The sequence below is a fragment of the Shinella sedimenti genome (assembly GCF_022601905.1).
GTDB lineage: Bacteria > Pseudomonadota > Alphaproteobacteria > Rhizobiales > Rhizobiaceae > Shinella > Shinella sedimenti.
The window spans coordinates 361,684-379,232 of sequence record NZ_JAKVIN010000006.1 but is presented as its reverse complement, the minus strand read 5'-3'; the positions used below and the strand labels follow the sequence as shown (position 1 = coordinate 379,232).

General features: G+C 63.5%; 19 protein-coding genes. 8 read left to right on the top strand and 11 right to left on the bottom strand.

All coding sequences use genetic code 11. From position 1 onward, the window contains the following. The first annotated feature begins 49 nt into the window (after window positions 1-49). The 8 genes from MKI86_RS16100 to MKI86_RS16065 all read left to right on the top strand — a co-directional run bounded on the left by MKI86_RS16100 (window position 50) and on the right by MKI86_RS16065 (window position 9,711). Window positions 50-853: an ABC transporter ATP-binding protein gene (locus MKI86_RS16100; protein WP_241602377.1), complete on the top strand. Its 804-nt coding sequence runs from the start codon at window positions 50-52 to the stop codon at window positions 851-853. After that, window positions 853-1,188: a hypothetical protein gene (locus tag MKI86_RS16095; protein WP_241602376.1), complete on the top strand. Its 336-nt coding sequence runs from the start codon at window positions 853-855 to the stop codon at window positions 1,186-1,188. Before MKI86_RS16100 ends, MKI86_RS16095 begins: the two co-directional genes overlap by 1 nt. Before the next feature lie 2 nt (window positions 1,189-1,190). Next, window positions 1,191-2,075, top strand: a complete 885-nt coding sequence (locus MKI86_RS16090) for an ABC transporter permease (protein ID WP_241602372.1) — start codon at window positions 1,191-1,193, stop codon at window positions 2,073-2,075. Next, window positions 2,072-2,938 (top strand): ABC transporter permease, encoded by an 867-nt coding sequence (locus tag MKI86_RS16085; protein WP_241602369.1) that lies wholly within the window; start codon window positions 2,072-2,074, stop codon window positions 2,936-2,938. Before MKI86_RS16090 ends, MKI86_RS16085 begins: the two co-directional genes overlap by 4 nt. A gap of 25 nt (window positions 2,939-2,963) precedes the next feature. Then, complete coding sequence (locus tag MKI86_RS16080; protein WP_241602366.1) at window positions 2,964-3,956, top strand: ABC transporter substrate-binding protein; 993 nt, start codon at window positions 2,964-2,966, stop codon at window positions 3,954-3,956. A gap of 346 nt (window positions 3,957-4,302) precedes the next feature. Beyond that, a complete protein-coding gene (locus MKI86_RS16075) occupies window positions 4,303-5,466 on the top strand; it encodes an efflux RND transporter periplasmic adaptor subunit (protein WP_370879996.1) in 1,164 nt (387 codons plus the stop codon). A 97-nt stretch (window positions 5,467-5,563) separates the two neighbouring features. Beyond that, window positions 5,564-8,875 carry an efflux RND transporter permease subunit gene (locus MKI86_RS16070; RefSeq protein ID WP_241602361.1) on the top strand — a complete coding sequence of 1,104 codons (3,312 nt, stop codon included), beginning with the start codon at window positions 5,564-5,566 and terminating at the stop codon, window positions 8,873-8,875. Between the two features lie 152 nt (window positions 8,876-9,027). Then, window positions 9,028-9,711, top strand: coding sequence for a Crp/Fnr family transcriptional regulator (locus MKI86_RS16065; protein WP_241602358.1), 684 nt, complete (start codon window positions 9,028-9,030; stop codon window positions 9,709-9,711). A 99-nt stretch (window positions 9,712-9,810) separates the two neighbouring features. Here the strand turns inward: MKI86_RS16065 and ureG are convergent, their stop codons facing one another. The 11 genes from ureG to MKI86_RS16010 all read right to left on the bottom strand — a co-directional run bounded on the left by ureG (window position 9,811) and on the right by MKI86_RS16010 (window position 17,521). After that, complete coding sequence (ureG, locus tag MKI86_RS16060; RefSeq protein ID WP_241602355.1) at window positions 9,811-10,422, bottom strand: urease accessory protein UreG; 612 nt, start codon at window positions 10,420-10,422, stop codon at window positions 9,811-9,813. Window positions 10,423-10,516: 94 nt separating this feature from the next. After that, window positions 10,517-11,179, bottom strand: coding sequence for an urease accessory protein UreF (locus tag MKI86_RS16055; protein WP_241602339.1), 663 nt, complete (start codon window positions 11,177-11,179; stop codon window positions 10,517-10,519). Beyond that, window positions 11,172-11,642: an urease accessory protein UreE gene (ureE, locus tag MKI86_RS16050; protein WP_241602336.1), complete on the bottom strand. Its 471-nt coding sequence runs from the start codon at window positions 11,640-11,642 to the stop codon at window positions 11,172-11,174. Before ureE ends, MKI86_RS16055 begins: the two co-directional genes overlap by 8 nt. Before the next feature lie 26 nt (window positions 11,643-11,668). Then, a complete protein-coding gene (gene ureC, locus MKI86_RS16045; protein WP_241602333.1) occupies window positions 11,669-13,375 on the bottom strand; it encodes an urease subunit alpha in 1,707 nt (568 codons plus the stop codon). Window positions 13,376-13,378: 3 nt separating this feature from the next. Next, window positions 13,379-14,014, bottom strand: a complete 636-nt coding sequence (locus tag MKI86_RS16040; RefSeq protein WP_241602330.1) for a glycosyltransferase family 29 protein — start codon at window positions 14,012-14,014, stop codon at window positions 13,379-13,381. Between the two features lie 9 nt (window positions 14,015-14,023). Further along, window positions 14,024-14,449 (bottom strand): lysozyme inhibitor LprI family protein, encoded by a 426-nt coding sequence (locus MKI86_RS16035; protein WP_241602327.1) that lies wholly within the window; start codon window positions 14,447-14,449, stop codon window positions 14,024-14,026. A gap of 1 nt (window position 14,450) precedes the next feature. Further along, entirely contained in the window at window positions 14,451-14,756 is a 306-nt protein-coding gene (locus MKI86_RS16030) for an urease subunit beta (RefSeq protein WP_241602324.1), read from the bottom strand. Then, window positions 14,753-15,019: a DUF1272 domain-containing protein gene (locus MKI86_RS16025; protein ID WP_241602300.1), complete on the bottom strand. Its 267-nt coding sequence runs from the start codon at window positions 15,017-15,019 to the stop codon at window positions 14,753-14,755. Before MKI86_RS16025 ends, MKI86_RS16030 begins: the two co-directional genes overlap by 4 nt. 4 nt (window positions 15,020-15,023) lie before the next feature. Continuing rightward, window positions 15,024-15,326 carry an urease subunit gamma gene (locus tag MKI86_RS16020; protein ID WP_241602297.1) on the bottom strand — a complete coding sequence of 101 codons (303 nt, stop codon included), beginning with the start codon at window positions 15,324-15,326 and terminating at the stop codon, window positions 15,024-15,026. Between the two features lie 111 nt (window positions 15,327-15,437). Then, window positions 15,438-16,271 carry an urease accessory protein UreD gene (locus tag MKI86_RS16015; RefSeq protein ID WP_241602294.1) on the bottom strand — a complete coding sequence of 278 codons (834 nt, stop codon included), beginning with the start codon at window positions 16,269-16,271 and terminating at the stop codon, window positions 15,438-15,440. A gap of 131 nt (window positions 16,272-16,402) precedes the next feature. Further along, complete coding sequence (locus tag MKI86_RS16010) at window positions 16,403-17,521, bottom strand: branched-chain amino acid ABC transporter substrate-binding protein (RefSeq protein ID WP_241602291.1); 1,119 nt, start codon at window positions 17,519-17,521, stop codon at window positions 16,403-16,405. Window positions 17,522-17,549: the final 28 nt, after the last annotated feature.

The window sequence follows — 17,549 nt, the reverse complement described above, 5'->3', positions numbered from 1 at the left end:
AAAGGGACATGCAGTCTGCCGGAAACCGCGCCCTGCGAGGCGCCGAAAGATGTTGAGCATGGCCCCAGCGAATACCGTCGTCTCCGCAAGCGATCTCGGCCTCACCTTCCAGACGGCCGACGGCCCCGTCACGGCGCTGACGGGCGTCAATCTCAATGTCGAAAAGGGGGACTTCGTCTCCTTCATCGGCCCGTCGGGCTGCGGCAAGACCACGTTTCTGCGCGTCATCGCCGATCTTGAGAAGCCGACCTCCGGCACGATTACCGTCAATGGCATGACGCCAGAGGAAGCACGCCGGCAACGCGCCTACGGCTACGTCTTCCAGGCGGCGGCGCTCTATCCCTGGCGCACCATCGAGAAGAATATCGCGCTGCCGCTCGAAATCATGGGCTATTCCAGGCAGGACCAGAAGGCCCGCATCGACCGCACGCTGGATCTCGTCAATCTTTCTGGTTTCGGCAAGAAGTATCCCTGGCAGCTGTCGGGCGGCATGCAGCAGCGCGCGTCCATCGCCCGCGCACTCGCCTTCGATGCGGACCTGTTGCTGATGGACGAGCCCTTCGGTGCGCTGGACGAGATCGTCCGCGACCACCTCAACGAGCAGCTTCTGAAACTCTGGGCCGCCACCCAAAAGACCATCTGCTTCGTCACCCATTCAATACCGGAGGCCGTCTATCTCTCGACGAAGATCGTCGTCATGAGCCCGCGGCCCGGCCGCGTCACCGATATCATCGAGTCGCCCCTGCCGAAGGAGCGCCCGCTCGACATCCGCGAGACGCCCGAATTCCTTGCCGTCGCCCATCGCGTCCGCGAGGGCCTGCGTGCCGGCCACAGCTACGAGGAGCACGCCTGATGAAGCTGCCCTTCGTGCTCTGGCTGTTTGGCGCCACCACCGTCTTTATCGGCGCAGCGACCGCATCGCGCGCCTATATCGGCACCACGAACATTCTCTATCTCCTGCTGTCCCTGGCACTCTACATCGTCGGCAACCTGATGATGCTGAGGCTCATGCGAGAAGGCGGGCTCGGTCTCGCCATCTCGCTCTCCGCCATCACCCAGTTACTGCTCGTCAATGTCATCGCCTTCCTGTTCTTCGGCGAACGGCTGAGCAACACACAGATCGCCGGCGTCGGCCTCGGCATCCTTGCCATGGGGCTGATGCTCCTGCCCTCGCCGGCACGGAGCTGACAATGGAACAGGCCAGCTTCTTCAAGGATCGCCTGCTTCCCATCGGCACCGTCGTGCTGGCCCTTATCGTGCTCTGGTATGTCTTCGTGTTGGTGCTGAACACGCCCTTCGAGCGGGATACGGCAGCGCGCGCCGGAACGACCATAAGCTTTTCGGAACTCCTGCCGAGAACGATGGCGCAGGAACGGCCGGTCCTGCCGGCGCCGCACCAGGTTCTCGCCGAATTGTGGGATACGACCGTCAACAAGGCGATCACCTCCAAGCGCAGTCTCGTCTATCATGCCTGGGTCACGCTTTCCGCCACGCTGATGGGCTTCGGCATGGGCGCCGTCCTCGGCATCCTGCTTGCCGTCGCCATCGTGCACAATCGGGCGATGGACCGCTCCCTGATGCCCTGGGTCATTGCCAGCCAGACGATCCCCATCCTCGCCATCGCGCCGATGATCATCGTGGTGTTGAACGCCGTAGGGATTTCCGGGCTGATGCCGAAGGCGCTGATCTCGACCTACCTATCCTTCTTCCCGGTCGTCGTCGGCATGGTGAAGGGCCTTCGCAGCCCCGAACAGATCCAGCTCGACCTGATGCACACCTACAATGCCTCGGCGTCCCAGACATTCTGGAAGCTGCGCTGGCCCTGCTCGATGCCCTACCTCTTCACATCCCTGAAAGTCGCGATAGCCATCTCGCTGGTCGGTGCCATCGTGGGCGAACTACCGACCGGCGCCGTCGCGGGCCTAGGCGCCCGCCTGCTCGCCGGCTCGTACTATGGTCAGACGGTGCAGATCTGGGCGGCGCTGTTCATGGCGGCGGCCGTTGCGGCGCTGCTCGTCATCATCGTCGGCTTTGCGCACAGTCTGGTCCTCAAACGCATGGGGGCCCGGGTATGAACATTTCCATCCTGATTGCCGCCATCGTCTTCTGGCTTGCCGCATGGGCGTTCAACGAGTGGCTGGTGCGGCGCAAACTCACGGGCGCGGCCGACCGGGCCGCGCGCCTCGCGGTGCCGCTCATCTTCGGCATGACCATCCTCGTGCTGTGGGAAGGCATCGTGAGAGGCTTCAACGTGCCCTCCGTGCTCTTGCCGCCGCCCAGCATGATCTGGGCCCGGCTCATCAGTTCGGTGCCGACGCTTTGGGCAGACTTCCGACAGACGTTCCTGAAATCCGTTCTTGTCGGTTATGCGCTGGGCTGTGGCCTCGGCTTCCTCGTCGCCATCCTCATCGACCGGTCGCCCTTCCTGCAGAAGGGTCTGCTGCCGCTCGGCAATTTCGTCTCCGCCCTGCCGGTCATCGGCGTGGCGCCAATCATGGTCATGTGGTTCGGCTTCGACTGGCAGTCGAAGGTCGCGGTCGTCGTCATCATGACGTTCTTCCCCATGCTGGTGAACACCGTCTCGGGCCTCGCCGCTACCAGCCACATGGAGCGTGACCTGATGCGGACCTACGCCGCCGAGTGGTTCCAGACGCTCGTCAAGCTGCGCCTGCCCGCCGCCTGGCCCTTCATCTTCAATGCGCTGAAGATCAACTCCACGCTGGCGCTGATCGGCGCCATCGTTGCCGAATTCTTCGGAACGCCCATCGTCGGCATGGGTTTCCGCATCTCCACGGAAGTGGGCCGCATGAATGTCGACATGGTCTGGGCCGAAATCGCGGTCGCCGCGGTGGCGGGCTCGGTCTTCTACGGGATCGTCGCGCTCATCGAGCGGGTCGTCACGTTCTGGCATCCGTCTGTCCGTGGTGGGCAGACGTAAAATAAAGAAGAAAGAGGGAACTGACATGAAAACGAAGATCGCATCGCTCCTGCTGGCAAGCGCCTTCTCGCTTGCCGCGTTCCAGACGCAGGCCGCCGACAAGGTGACGCTGCAGCTGAAATGGGTCACCCAGGCCCAGTTCGGCGGCTACTACGTCGCCAAGGACAAGGGCTTCTACGAAGAGGAAGGCCTCGACGTCGAAATCAAGCCTGGTGGACCGGACATCGCTCCCGCACAGGTCATCGCCGGCGGCGGTGCCGATGTCATCGTGGACTGGATGCCGTCTGCCCTTGCAACCCGCGAAAAGGGCGTAGCGCTCGTCAACATCGCGCAGCCGTTCAAATCATCAGGCATGATGCTCACCTGTCTGAAGGAATCCGGCGTGAAAACGCCCGAGGACTTCAAGGGCAAGACGCTCGGCGTCTGGTTCTTCGGCAACGAATACCCCTTCCTCTCCTGGATGGCGCATCTGAAGATCCCGACCGAAGGCGGACCGGATGGCGTGACCGTGCTGAAGCAGGGCTTCAACGTCGATCCGCTCATCCAGAAGCAGGCTGCCTGCATCTCGACCATGACCTATAACGAATATGGCCAGGTGCTGGATGCCGGCATCAAGCCAGAGGACCTTGTGACCTTCAAATACGAGGACCAGGGCGTCGCCACGCTGGAAGACGGTCTCTACGTTCTGGAAGACAAGCTCGCCGACCCGGCCTTCAAGGAAAAGATGGTCAAGTTCGTCCGCGCCTCCATGAAGGGCTGGAAATATGCCGAGGAACATCCGGACGAAGCCGCAGACATCGTGCTGGAAAACGACTCGACCGGGGCCCAGACCGAAGCGCACCAGAAGCGCATGATGGGCGAAGTCGCCAAGCTGACCGCCGGCTCCAACGGCGCGCTCGACGAGGCAGACTACAAGCGCACCGTCGCGACCCTGCTCGGCGGCGGTTCCGATCCGGTCATTTCCAAGGAGCCGGAAGGCGCCTGGACCCATGCCGTGACGGACGAAGCGCTGAAGTAACCGCCCAGCTGAACGAACGACCTGCGGGGCCTTAGGGCCCCGCACTTTTTTGAGCAGCAGGCCGGGCGCGGCAACACGCCGCCATTGCCTTGGAAAGGCCAAACACCTAGAATAATGAGGCACCATTCCGTTGCCTCTTGTATGGTTGGCCGGCGCCGATTACATAAACCGCATAGTCGGAACTGGAGAGGCCAGCGCGCCATTCGTGCCCTCCACACTGGCAGGAACAGATCCGGCGATAAACCTAGAGACGCGCCCGGACACGAAACACGCAGTCATGCTTTTTGGGATAGCTCTGCCTATGGCTTTTGGACACGGGAAAATGCGCTTCGTTTCTGCTGCGGTCATGATGGCGCTTGCGCAGTCGCCCGTCTTTGCAGCTGATGCGGCAACCGGCGATGCCGACGGGGCCCAACAGGCACAGAATCTGCCCGCCATTGTCGTCACCGCCGCCGAACAGCGCAACCTCGTCGATCGCGTAATCGCCACGGGCACGATCCAGGCTGTCGAGGAAGTCTATGTGACACCGCTCGTCGAGGGGCTTTCGATCCGTACGCTTGAAGCCGATGTCGGCGATCGTGTTGCGGCGGAAGGCACGCTCGCCACGCTGAACGACGATGCGCTCCTCCTGCAGAAAAGCCAGACCGAGGCTTCGCTCGCCAAGGCGCGCGCCGGCCTGGAACAGATCAAGGCGCAGCTTGTGGAAGCCAAGGCCAACGCCGACGAAGCCGTCCGGGTCCGCGACCGCGCGCAGCGGCTCGTGAAGTCCGGCTCCCAGTCGCAGGCCAATGCGGATCAGGCGATCGCGGCGGCTGATGCAGCGCTTGCCCGCGTCAATTCCGCCGAGCAGGCCGTTGCCGTTGCCGAGGCCGACATCAATGTCGCGCAGTCCCAGATCGACGATATCGACCTGAGACTTGCCCGCACCGCCGTCAAGTCGCCGGTGGCCGGCGTCATTTCCGCCCGCACGGCCAAGATCGGCGCCATCGCCAGCGGCTCGGCCTCGCCGCTGTTCACCGTCATCCGCGACGGCGCCATCGAACTGAAGGCCGACGTATCGGAAGACACGATCCTCAAGCTCAAGCCCGGCCTCAAGGCCAAGGTCTCGCTTGCGGGCGGAGCGGCGACACTTACCGGCACGATCCGCCTCGTCGAACCGACGCTCGACCCGCAAAGCCGCCTCGGCCGCGTCTATATCGGCTTCGACGAGCCGGACAAGGCGCGCGCCGGCATGTTTGCGAGCGCCGACATCGTCGTCGAGGAAAAGCAGGGCATTGTCCTTCCCCTCTCCGCCATCACGACAGCGGACGGCAAGACGGTGGCCCGTAAGGTGGAAAACGGCGTCGTCAGGCTGGTGCCGGTCGAGACCGGTATTCAGGACGGACAGGGGATCGAGATCGTCAGCGGGCTTTCGGCCGGCGACGAGGTCGTCGCCAAGGCCGGTGCCTATGTTCGCGACGGTGACCGGATCAATCCGGTCAAGGGCGAGCAGGCTTCGGCCACGAAATGACGTGAGGGCTCTGCCACAGGCGGAGCCTTGAACAGCGGGCAACAGGGTCGGAACCCCTCCCGGAAGCGTCTGGTCTCTTATCGAGGACTTTGGGGACATGAACTTTTCAGCTTGGTCCATCCGCAATCCGATTGCGCCGCTGCTCGCCTTCGCGCTGCTGCTCTACGTCGGTATCCAGTCCTTCTATTCGCTGCCGATCACACGTTTTCCCAATATCGACGTGCCTGTTATCGCTATCTCGGTGACCCAGAGCGGGGCGGCTCCGGCGGAGCTTGAGGTGCAGGTCACCAAGGAGATCGAGGACGCCGTCGCCGGCATCGAGGGCGTCGACGACATCGTGTCGACCGTCACGGACGGCAGCTCCGTCACTTCCGTTCTCTTCAAGATCGAAAAGCCGACCAACCAGGCGCTTCAGGACGTCAAGGATGCGATCGACCGCATTCGGAGCGACCTGCCGGCCTCCATCGAGGAACCCGTCGTCAGCAAGATCGACGTGGAGGGTCAGGCGATCCAGACCTTCGCCGTCTCCTCGCCCAACATGACGCTGGAAGAGCTGTCGTGGTTCGTCGACGACAAGGTCAAGCGCGCCCTTCAGGGCCAGCCGGGTATCGGCAAGATCGACCGCTTCGGCGGCGCCGACCGCGAGGTGCGCGTCGACCTCAATCAGGACAAGCTCGATTCCTACGGCATTTCCGCGGCCGACGTGAACCGCCAGATCCGCAGCATGAACGCCGATGCCGGCTCCGGCCGCGGCCAGATCGCCGGCGCCGAACAGGCCATCCGCACGCTTGGCGACGCACGCTCCGTCGAGAAGCTGACCAACACGATGATCGCACTGCCGAACGGTCGCTTCGTGCGGCTCTCCGAACTCGGCAAGGTTTCCGACACCTACGAGGAGCCGCGCTCCTTCTCGCGCTTCAACGGCAATCCGGTCGTGACCTTCGCGGTCTTCCGTTCCAAGGGAGCGAGCGAGGTGACCGTCGCCGGCTCCGTCGAGAAAGCGCTGGGCGCGGTCCGCGCGCAGAATCCCGACGTTTCGATCGAGATGGTCGATGACGCCGTCTACTTCACTTACGGCAACTACGAGGCAGCACTTCACACGCTGATTGAGGGCGCATTGCTTGCCGTCGCCGTGGTGCTGCTCTTCCTGCGCAACTGGCGCGCGACGCTGATTTCCGCGGTCGCGCTGCCGCTCTCGGCAATCCCGACATTCTTCGTTATGGACATGCTGGGCTTCTCGCTGAACCTCGTGTCGTTTCTGGCGCTGACGCTCGCAACGGGGATCCTGGTGGACGATGCCATCGTGGAGGTCGAGAACATCGCGCGCCACATCCGCATGGGCAAGTCGCCCTATCGCGCCGCCATCGAGGCGGCCGACGAGATCGGGCTTGCGGTCATTGCGACCACCTTCACCATCATCGCGGTGTTCGTGCCGGTATCGTTCATGCCGGGTATCCCGGGCCAGTACTTCATCCAGTTCGGCCTGACCGTCGCTGTTGCCGTGTTCTTCTCGCTTGCGGTGGCCCGCCTGATCACACCGGTCATGGCGGCCTATCTGATGCGCTCCAGCGATGCCGATGGTCATGGCGAGGAAAAGGAAGGCCGCTTCATGCGCGGCTATACCTGGCTCGTCAGCAAGACGACAGGCACATGGTATGCCCGCTATGCCACCCTGCTGGGCGCCTTCGCCTTCCTGATCGCATCCGTCATGCTGCTCTTCACGGTGCCGGGCAGCTTCATGCCGCCGGAAGACGCATCCCGCGTGGTGTTGTCCGTCGAACTGCCGCCGGATGCGATGCTCGACGATACCGACCGCACGACCACGCAGGTCTATGACAAGGTGAAGGATATCGACGGCGTCTCAAGCGTCTTCGTGCTCGGCGGTTCCTCGCCGAAGGGTGATCTGGAGCTGCGCCGTGCCTCTGTGACTGTTATCCTCGACAGGCTGGAGCATTCCCTCGCCTACCGGCTGGTGAATGACGTTCTCGGCGGCATTCCCGTGATCGGCCCCTACCTGCCGAAGATGGAAGCGCATGGCCGCCTGCGGCCGCAATGGGATATCGAGAAGGAAATCTTCGCCAAGCTTCGCGATATCCCCGACGTGCGCATCATCAAGCTCAACGATCGCGGCGAGCGTGACCTTGCCTTCAACCTGCTCTCCAATAACGAGGCGGACCTGAACGACACGGTCGCGGTGCTGGAAGCCAAGCTGCGTGCCGACCCGCTGCTGGCCAATGTAAGCTCCGAAGGCTCGCTGCCGCGACCGGAACTGCAGATACGCCCGCGCGACGACCAGATGGCCCGCTTCGGCATCACGACAGCGCAGATATCGGAAGTCGTGCGCGTCGCGACCATCGGCGATATCGACTCGCAACTCAGCAAGGTCTCGCTCGACAACCGCCTCATCCCCATCCGTGTGCAGGTGGACCGCGCCTTCCGCGCCGATCTCGCCGCCATTCGCAATCTGAAGATCCAGACGGCCGGCGGCCAGTTCGTGCCGCTCTCCAGCGTCGCCGACATCGAGTACTCGGAAGGCCCGAGCGCCGTGAAGCGGCACAACCGCAACCGCGTCGTCTCGATCGGCTCCGATCTCCAGCAGGGCGTGGCGCTCGACACGGCAACCGCCCGCTTCAAGGAAATCGCCTCCGGCATCGACATGCCGTCGACAGTGCAGTTCGCCGAAAGCGGTGACGCGGAAATTCAGGCCGAGATGCAGCAGTCGTTCGGCAATGCCATGCTGCTCGGCCTGCTGCTCGTGCTGATGGTGCTGATCCTGCTGTTCAAGGATGTTATTCAGCCGTTCACCATCCTTCTGTCGCTGCCGCTCGCCATCGGCGGCGTGGCGGCCGGTCTCATCCTCACGCAGAACGCGCTCTCCATGCCCGTCCTCATCGGCATTCTCATGCTGATGGGCATCGTGACCAAGAACGCCATCCTGCTGGTCGATTTTGCCATCGAGATGCGCCATGCCGGCATGGAGCGCGTTGAGGCCATGATCGAGGCCGGTCGCAAGCGCGCGCGTCCGATCGTCATGACCTCCATCGCCATGTCGGCCGGAATGCTGCCATCCGCGCTCGGCGTCGGCGAAGGTGGCGCCTTCCGCTCGCCCATGGCAATTGCGGTGATCGGCGGTATCATCGTCTCGACCGTGCTGTCGCTGGTCGTCGTGCCGTCGTTCTTCCTGATCATGGACGACGTCTCGCGCTTCCTGGGCTGGCTCTTCGGCCGCTTCGTCGGCAAGAAGGATGACGAGCTGCTGGCCATGGAGCCGCAGGCCCTGACGCATCTCGCCGACCAGACGGCGCGCACCGTCACGGAGCTGGAAAAGCGCATCGAGACGCTCGAAAAGAAGAACGGAGAACGAAAGCCCTTCACTGTGGTGCACCACTCCACGCTCGCGGCAGAATAAATCGCCGGGCTCACAGATGAACGGCCGGTGCGGCATTTGTCGCGCCGGCCGTTTTACGTTGTTTGATCGAAATCAAGACGCGTATTCCCGCCCTGGACTATCGTTTCAGCTGGAAGAAGGAACGAGGCCTGCGGGAGCATGGAGTGAGATCGATGAACAGGCTGATGAAGCCCGGCGCACGGGAACGGGAAACGCTTCTCAATTCAGGTTTTCTGGCTTCGCTCGGCGTGGAGAGCGTCGCGGCGATGATGGAAATCGCTGTTATCGGCAGCCTGCCCGCCCGCCAGATGCTGTTCCGGGAAGGCGAGCCCGCCGACATGCTGCATTGCGTTCTCTCCGGCTATATCCGCCTCTACAAGCTCGACCCTGATGGCCGCGAAGCCGATGTCAGCCTTTATGGCCCGGGCGACCTGATCGGCGCGAGCGTGGTGCTCGACGGCGGCCGCTATGCCGCGACGGCGCAGGCAGCCGAGCCGGCATTGCTCGCCCGCTTCGATTTGAGGCGCGTGCGCGACATCGCAAGCCGCCGCCCGGATCTCGCGCTCGCACTGGTCAACATCGTCTCCGCGCAACTAGCCACAAGCTTTACCAGTCTCGCCGATGACCGGCTGCACACCGCACCCCAGCGCGTGTCGCGTTATTTGCTCGATCATTGCCCCGCAGACGGCAAGGCGACGAGCTTCCGCCTGCCTTACCAGAAGAGCCTGCTCGCCGGGAAACTCGGGCTCGCGCCTGAGGCGCTATCACGCGCCTTCTCGCTTCTGCGCAATCACGGCGTCAATGTTCGTGGCCGGCTCGTCCATATCGGTGATCCCGAGGCGCTGAAGAGGGTTTAATCCAGAGCATTCCCAGCCGAAGCGGGATCGCTTCTGCGTCGGACAGTGCGGCAAGACAAAAGATTGAGCTTCCGGTGAACCCGTGTTCACCGCAATGCTCTAGAGCCCGCCCTGCACGCGCAGGAAATCGACGATGCTGTCGATCCCCTCGCCACGCTTCATGTCGGAGAACACGAAGGGCCGCGCCGCGCGCATGCGCCCCGCATCCGCCTCCATCACATCCAGATCCGCCCCGACATAAGGTGCGAGGTCCTTCTTGTTGATGACGAGAAGGTCCGAGCGTGTGATGCCCGGCCCCCCCTTGCGCGGAATTTCCTCGCCCTGGCAGACGGAGATGACATAGATCGTCAGGTCCGCGAGATCGGGTGAGAAGGTCGCCGCGAGGTTGTCGCCGCCTGACTCGATGAAGACAACGTCGAGATCGGGAAACCGCCGGTTGAGATCGGCAATGGCCTGCAGATTGATCGAGGCATCCTCGCGGATGGCGGTATGCGGGCAGCCGCCCGTCTCCACGCCCACAATGCGGTCGGACGGCAGCGCCTGCATGCGCACCAGCGCTTCCGCATCCTCCTTGGTGTAGATGTCGTTGGTCACGACGGCCACGGAATAGTGCCCGCTCATGGCCTTGCAGAGCTTCTCGGTCAGCGCCGTCTTGCCCGAACCGACGGGACCGCCGATGCCGACGCGCAGGGGACCGTTCTTCGATGTCATCGTCAATCTCCGAGAGTTTTCCGGCAGACAGACGGTAGCGCCGTCGATCCGCCCTTGTCTATCTGTGCCCGGCAGGGCTTGGCGGCCAGCCCGCTCATGAGCGGAACAGCCGCGTCGTCAGTGTTTCATGCCGCAGGCTGGCAATCTCCGCGCGGATGGTGGCGGAACCGAGATCGTCGAGCGTCGAGCCCGCCGCACGTCCGGCAAGTGCGATCACACTCGGCTCCAGCCAGGCAAGAACAGCCACGCCGTCGCGCTGTCCGATAACGCCGCAACGGATCGCCACCGAAACGAGGTTGGAGGCAACCGCGTGGAGAAAGGCAGCCAGTGCGGCCTCCGCCCCAATGCCATGTCCGCCAGCAACCGCGCCCACAGCGACCGGATAAGCTTCCTCCTCGCCCAGCACATCCAGAACGGGATGCGGCCAGCCCGATGCTGCGGCCAGGAATGCACCGCCCTGCAGCATTGTTTCCCTGTGCCGCTCGGCTGAGCCCGCAAGCGCCTCGGAAAGCACGGCGACCGCCTTCAAGTCTGCTTCCGCGTCGAAGCTGCGATGCGCCTCGGCAAACAGCACGGCATCATTCCAGAGATTGCCGTGGGTAAGCAGGCTAGACAGCCAGTCCCGAAGCGTCGCGGCGTCACGCACATCGCCATCGCTCACCACTTGCTCAAGGCCGCCGGAATAGGAAAAGGCGCCGACGGGGAAGGCCGGCGACAGCCAGGTCATCAGCCGGACGAGTGCTGCGGCGTCAGTCATGGCCGTGGTGGTGATGCCCGTGGCCGGAACCGTGATAGGCACCGCGCAGCGGGTGAAACGGCTCCGAGACCTCCTCAACCGTCGCGCCAAGCCCGATCAGCATGTCGCGGATCACATGGTCGCGCAGGATAAGAATGCGTGTCTCCTCGATCTGCGCCGGCAGATGGCGATTGCCGAGATGCCAGGCGAGCTCGACGAGGTGAAGCGGCCCCTTCGGCGTAACCGCGTAGAGAAGCTCCTCAGCCGCAACCACCTCGATCGTTTCGCCGCTTTCCGTCCAAAGCAGGTCGCCATGGGAAAGCTGGACCGGTTCGCGCAGATCGACCATCACGACGTCATCGTGCTGCATGTGCAGGAGCTTGCGGCGAATATGACGCTGGTCGTGCGGGAGAATGACGACATCGATGGGTGCTTGGTCGACGGCAGTCCCCTGCGGCAGTATGTGGATGGAGCGGTAGGGCATATGAAACTTTCGGGCAGAAGAAGGTGTCAAAACAGGAAATAGCGCTGCGCCATCGGCAGCACGGTTGCGGGTTCGCAGGTCAGCAGTTCGCCGTCTGCACGCACCTCGTAGGTTTCCGGATCGACCTCGATATGCGGCGTCAGGTCGTTGAGGATCATCGACGCCTTGGAGATGTTGCGGGTGTTGCGAACCGGCAGAAGTTGCTTGGCAACGCCGAGGCGCTCGCGAAGGCCGAGATCGATGGACGCCTGCGAGACGAAGGTGACGGAGGAATTCGTGCGCATCTTGCCATAGGCGCCGAACATCGGACGGTAATGCACCGGCTGGGGCGTCGGGATCGACGCGTTCGGATCTCCCATCGGCGCCATGGCGATGACGCCGCCGAGAAGGACCATATCGGGCTTCACGCCGAAGAAGGCCGGGTTCCACAGCACGAGGTCGGCACGCTTGCCCACTTCGATCGAGCCGATTTCATGGCTCAAGCCCTGCGCGATGGCCGGATTGATCGTGTATTTGGCGATGTAGCGGCGGATGCGCAGGTTGTCGTTGTCACCGGTCTCGCCGGCGAGGCGGCCGCGCTGGCGCTTCATCTTGTCCGCCGTCTGCCAGGTGCGGATGGCGACCTCGCCGACACGGCCCATTGCCTGACTGTCGGAAGAGATGACGGAGAAGGCGCCGATATCGTGAAGGATGTCCTCCGCCGCGATGGTCTCCTTGCGGATACGGCTTTCGGCAAACGCAATGTCCTCGGGGATCGACGGCGACAGATGATGGCAGACCATCAGCATGTCGAGATGCTCGGAAATGGTGTTGACGGTGTAGGGCCGGGTGGGATTGGTCGAGGACGGAATGACGTTGGCGTGGCCGCAGACCTTGATGATGTCGGGGGCATGGCCGCCGCCGGCCCCTTCCGTGTGGAACGCGTGAATGGTTCGCCCGCCGATCGCTGCGACCGTATCCTCCACGAAACCGCTTTCATTAAGCGTGTCGGTGTGGATCATCACCTGCACATCGTACTCGTCGGCCACGGAAAGGCAGCAGTCGATGGCCGCCGGCGTCGTACCCCAGTCCTCGTGCAGCTTGAGCGCCGAAGCGCCCGCGCGGATCATCTCCTCGATGGGCGCGGCCACCGAGGCATTGCCCTTGCCTGCCAGCGCGAGGTTCATCGGAAAGGCATCGAAGCTCTCGATCATGCGCTCGATGTGCCAGGCGCCCGTGCAGGTGGTGGCAAGCGTGCCGTGGGCAGGCCCCGTGCCGCCGCCCAACATCGTCGTGACACCGCTCGCCAGCGCGTGCTCGATCTGCTGCGGGCAGATGTAGTGGATATGCGCATCCATCGTCCCGGCGGTGAGGATCTTGCCCTCACCCGCGATCACCTCCGTCGAGGGACCGACAATGATGGTCACGCCAGGCTGCGTATCGGGATTGCCCGCCTTGCCGATGCCGGCGATGCGGCCGTTGCTGAGGCCGATATCCGCCTTGAAGATGCCGCTGTGGTCGATGACCAGCGCATTGGTGATGACGGTATCGACGGCGCCCTCGCCGCGTGTCGCCTGGCTCTGGCCCATGCCGTCGCGAATGACCTTGCCGCCGCCGAATTTCACCTCGTCGCCGTAGCTCGTGAAGTCCCGCTCCACCTCGGCGAAGAGTTCGGTATCGGCAAGGCGAACCTTGTCGCCGGTGGTGGGGCCGAACATGCGGGCATAGGCGGCGCGGGACATGGTGTAGGACATGGGTCAGCTTCTCCGGGAGGCGGGAGGATGATCGAGACGGTCGAGGCGGCCGGCGGTGACAAGCGCATCGACCCAGCGCCGCTCGGCGGCGAAAGGATGCCATTGCCAGCCTTCGTGGCTGAAACCGGCAATCGACACGCGGTCGCCGTCTTCGGCGAGATTTTCAAGGGCGTGCGCAATCGCGACAAGACCCGAGCTCGGCACGACGTAAGGCGCGGCATCGAAGGCGGCCAGCCCGGCGTCGACGGCGTTATGCAAGGCGGCGGGGATGACGCGCAGCCGACGCCCGGTTGCCGCCGCGAAAGCCTCGAAGCCAGCCGTGTAGTCGTCGCAAAAATCGTCGAGATCGGGGTGGCTGAGGGCCAGCGGCGCGCGCATGGCCGCAAAAACCTCGGGGGATCGCACACACCAGATTTCGCCGGCCTGCCGCACGGTCGCGCTGTCCTTCCAGCGACCGCCACCCAGCATGTCGAGCGCCGGCCGGCCGGTGTTGCACACAGCGATGATATCGGTCTTCATACCGCCGGCGCCCGCCGACCGGCAGCCGTTGAAACGGATCACGATGTCAGCCGCGTCGATCGTCGCAGCCAGCCCCTGCGGGATGGCGCCATTGCCGACGATGACGATCCTGCGTGACACCGCCGCTCCTCAGTTTTCCTGCTCGTAGAAAGCCTTGAGCTCCGCCGTCCGCTTGCGTGTGAGATCCGCAAGGCAGCTGGAAACCAGCAAGGGCTCCATGGAGCCGCCGCGTGCCTCGAAGCCGGCAAGCTCGCACTGCCCGTCGCGATAGCCGATCCAGGAGCGTTGGGCACGTTTCAGCGCATCGACCGCACCGACATACTGCTCGCCCATGTCCTTGAAGCCTTCATCGGTCTCCTTGGCGGCCTCCAAGGCCTTCTTGTAGACGGCATTCAACTCGTTGTCGGCCGTCTTGTAGTCGCGACCGGCGCAGATGTTCATGTCCATTTGCGTCTGCGCATTATCGCAGTCGACCTCGGGCTCCTGCGCCATGGCGACCGTGGCTGAAACGATCAGCGAGGCGGTGGCGAGAAGAAGAGAATGTCGCAATGTCATGTCAGAGCTTTCCCATCACGGCCTGGCGGAACCCGTAAATCTCCCGCTTGCCGGCAAACGGCACGAGGCGGACGGTGCGCGTCTGGCCCGGCTCGAAACGCACGGCGGTGCCGGCGGGGATATCGAGCCTGAGCCCCCTTGTCTGCTCGCGCTCGAACGACAGGCTGGGATTGGTTTCGTAGAAATGATAGTGGCTGCCGACCTGGATTGGGCGGTCGCCGGTATTGGAGACATCCAGCACGGTAACCGGCAGTCCGACATTGAGTTCGATATCGCCATCGGCAGCGATGATTTCGCCCGGGATCATGGAGTTCCTCTCGCAGCTTGCGCCGGGCCGCAGCCCTCGGCTTTCAGGATACGTTTTGTCGATGCCGGATATTTTTCGAGCATGGCAGCCGGCCGCACCGGACGATGCATGAACCCGCCGCCGCAATTCGGGCACGCGCCGTGCAGAACCGTGCGCACGCACTGCGCACAGAAGGTGCATTCGAACGTGCAAATCATCGCCTCGCCGCTTTCCGGCGGCAGGTCGCGGTCGCAGCATTCGCAATTGGGCCTGAGTTCCAGCATGAGTCTACCGGATGGGTTCGTGCACGGTCACGAGCTTTGTGCCGTCAGGAAAGGTTGCCTCCACCTGGATGTCGTGGATCATCTCGGGGATGCCATCCATCACCTGCGCTCGGGTGAGAACATGCGCGCCAGCCTCCATCAGATCGGCGACGGCACGACCGTCGCGCGCCCCCTCCACCACGAAATCGGTGATGAGCGCGATCGCCTCGGGATGGTTGAGCTTCACTCCGCGCTCCAGACGCTTGCGCGCCACGATCGCGGCCATGGCGATCAGCAGTTTGTCTTTTTCGCGGGGGGTCAGGTTCATGAGTGGTCCGTCGCTGGTTCCGTCGCGCGACAATAGGCGGCTGTTTGCGCGCGCGATATACGCAAAACAGGAAGCGGCAGGCGACCACGGATCGGGCCGGGCCAGCCGGTTTCAGAGTGACCAGAGTTTCGGCACGCTCGCGCCCTTGCGCAAGTGCGAAATGATCGGGATCAGCATTTTTCGCAAGGAGAAGCCATCATCCGCCACGACGCGCGCAACGAGCTTGTCCTGCCACTGGCTGGCGCCAGCCGCGCCCGCACCGATCAGCCGGCGCAACGGTTCGACATGCCCTTCTGCATCGGGGCCACACAACAGCACGGTTGCAAAGGCGCGCGCACCGCCGAGCGTCGCCAGTTCGCCCGTGAGGCCGGCAACATCGCCATCGAGACGCGTTTCCTCGGCATGGATGAGCTTGCCCGCCCGGCGCACACGCCAGCGGTCATGAAAGAAACCCGTCTTCACCGTCTCGCCCATCGCCTTGCGGCCGAGAATCACCGCCTCCACAGCGAGGAAGACGGCATCGGCGGCCAGATCCACCTCCAGCCGGCGGTTCAGCGACGACCGGTCGAACAGGATCGTCTCCTGTGGCAGCCAGTCGACACGCGCACCGTCCGCAACGGTGATGCGTGTTTCCAGCCTAGCGGTCGAGGCGCTCGCCTTATAGATCCGCTCGCAGGCTTGCGTGGTCACGGTCAGGCGCGTTTCGGCGCCGGCTGCAAGCGCCCATTCCACATGATCGCCGCCCGTCAGACCACCCGCGGTGTTGATAAGGACGGCCTCCATCGTACCATCAAACGTTTCGGGCAGCCGTATCTTGGCGCAGCCTTCCTGGTAAAACACGTCGAGCCGTGTGCTCTGCGCCGACCGCTTCGCAACCAGGCGTCCGACGCCTCGCGCCCGCTGCTGGCGGCCGACTGCCTCATCCCGCACAAGCGCTACGTCCATGCTGCCATTCCTCTCATCGTGACCTCGCCAGTGGGTCTGAACAGGCCTTCAAGAAAAAGCCCGGCGCAAAGGCCGGGCTCGAAGTGGACACGGCCGGGCGGCGTGCATGCGCCGCCCGTTCCATGAAACGATTACTCGTTTTGGAAGTAGGTGTACTTGCCGTCTTCACCCTTCTTCCAGGTGTACATGACGTAGTCCGGACGGGTGATGTCGCCCTTCTCGTCGAAGGACAGTTCGCCGATAGCCGTGTTGAACGGGCCCTTGGCCTTTATAGCTTCTGCAACGGCCTGCGCGTCGTTACCGCCGGCAGCCTTGGCAGCTTCAGCGATGACCTGAAGAGCGGCGTAGGAGTAGAGCGTGTAGGCTTCCGGCTCGAAACCGGCAGCGCGGAACTTCTCGACGAGTTCCTTGGCAGCAGGGTTCTTGCGCGGATCGGGCGCGAAGGTCATCAGCGTGCCGTCAACGGCGTCGCCGGCGATCGAAGCCAGTTCGTTGGAAACGATGCCGTCGCCCGAAATGAAGGTTGCCTTCAGGCCCTGGTCGGCAGCCTGACGTTCCATCAGGCCGAACTCGGTGTGCAGGCCGCCCCAGTAGACGACGGAGACGCCGGCTTCCTTCATCTTCGCGATGAGGGCCGAGAAGTCCTTGTCGCCGACGTTGACGCCTTCGTAGATGACTTCCTTGACGCCGGCTTCGTTTGCCGCCTTCCTGGTTTCGTCGGCGAGGCCCTGGCCATACGGGCTCTTGTCGTGGAGAACGGCGACCTTCGCATCCTTGAAGTTGGCCGCGATGAAGGCACCGGCTACAGCGCCCTGCTGGTCGTCACGGCCGCAGGTACGGAACGTGTTCCACAGGCCGCGCTCGGTGTAGGTCGGGTTCGTGGACGCCGGCGAAACCTGCAGGATGCCGTTTTCGGCGTAGATTTCCGACGTCGGGATGGAAACGCCCGAGTTGAAGTGACCGACAACGAACTTCACGCCATCGGCGACGAACTTGTTGGCGACGGAAACGCCCTGCTTCGGGTCGGAAACGTCGTCGCCCAGAACGATCTTGATCTGCTCGCCGTTGATGCCACCGGCCGCATTGATGTCGGCAGCGGCCTGCTCGACGCCCTTCTGGATCTGCGCGCCGAAAGCGGCGTTCGGACCGGTCAGCGGGCCGCCGACGCCGACCAGGATGTCGGCCCAAGCGCTGCCGCTGAAAGCGACCATTGCAGCCAAAGCAACAGCCGACATGAGAGACTTCTTCATTTGGTTACTCCCAGATTTATAGCGGGCT

What these genes read in the sequence shown, in the direction of transcription:
- ureG (WP_241602355.1), bottom strand. Translation starts at nt 10,422, where the DNA reads ATGACATCGAAGAACGGTCCCCTGCGCGTCGGCATCGGCGGTCCCGTC.
- ureE (WP_241602336.1), bottom strand. Translation starts at nt 11,642, where the DNA reads ATGCCCTACCGCTCCATCCACATACTGCCGCAGGGGACTGCCGTCGAC.
- MKI86_RS16020 (WP_241602297.1), bottom strand. Translation starts at nt 15,326, where the DNA reads ATGAACCTGACCCCCCGCGAAAAAGACAAACTGCTGATCGCCATGGCC.
- MKI86_RS16090 (WP_241602372.1), top strand. Translation starts at nt 1,191, where the DNA reads ATGGAACAGGCCAGCTTCTTCAAGGATCGCCTGCTTCCCATCGGCACC.
- MKI86_RS16085 (WP_241602369.1), top strand. Translation starts at nt 2,072, where the DNA reads ATGAACATTTCCATCCTGATTGCCGCCATCGTCTTCTGGCTTGCCGCA.
- MKI86_RS16100 (WP_241602377.1), top strand. Translation starts at nt 50, where the DNA reads ATGTTGAGCATGGCCCCAGCGAATACCGTCGTCTCCGCAAGCGATCTC.
- MKI86_RS16035 (WP_241602327.1), bottom strand. Translation starts at nt 14,449, where the DNA reads ATGACATTGCGACATTCTCTTCTTCTCGCCACCGCCTCGCTGATCGTT.
- MKI86_RS16055 (WP_241602339.1), bottom strand. Translation starts at nt 11,179, where the DNA reads ATGACTGACGCCGCAGCACTCGTCCGGCTGATGACCTGGCTGTCGCCG.
- MKI86_RS16030 (WP_241602324.1), bottom strand. Translation starts at nt 14,756, where the DNA reads ATGATCCCGGGCGAAATCATCGCTGCCGATGGCGATATCGAACTCAAT.
- MKI86_RS16010 (WP_241602291.1), bottom strand. Translation starts at nt 17,521, where the DNA reads ATGAAGAAGTCTCTCATGTCGGCTGTTGCTTTGGCTGCAATGGTCGCT.
- ureC (WP_241602333.1), bottom strand. Translation starts at nt 13,375, where the DNA reads ATGTCCTACACCATGTCCCGCGCCGCCTATGCCCGCATGTTCGGCCCC.
- MKI86_RS16070 (WP_241602361.1), top strand. Translation starts at nt 5,564, where the DNA reads ATGAACTTTTCAGCTTGGTCCATCCGCAATCCGATTGCGCCGCTGCTC.
- MKI86_RS16075 (WP_370879996.1), top strand. Translation starts at nt 4,303, where the DNA reads ATGATGGCGCTTGCGCAGTCGCCCGTCTTTGCAGCTGATGCGGCAACC.
- MKI86_RS16095 (WP_241602376.1), top strand. Translation starts at nt 853, where the DNA reads ATGAAGCTGCCCTTCGTGCTCTGGCTGTTTGGCGCCACCACCGTCTTT.
- MKI86_RS16015 (WP_241602294.1), bottom strand. Translation starts at nt 16,271, where the DNA reads ATGGACGTAGCGCTTGTGCGGGATGAGGCAGTCGGCCGCCAGCAGCGG.
- MKI86_RS16025 (WP_241602300.1), bottom strand. Translation starts at nt 15,019, where the DNA reads ATGCTGGAACTCAGGCCCAATTGCGAATGCTGCGACCGCGACCTGCCG.
- MKI86_RS16080 (WP_241602366.1), top strand. Translation starts at nt 2,964, where the DNA reads ATGAAAACGAAGATCGCATCGCTCCTGCTGGCAAGCGCCTTCTCGCTT.
- MKI86_RS16065 (WP_241602358.1), top strand. Translation starts at nt 9,028, where the DNA reads ATGAACAGGCTGATGAAGCCCGGCGCACGGGAACGGGAAACGCTTCTC.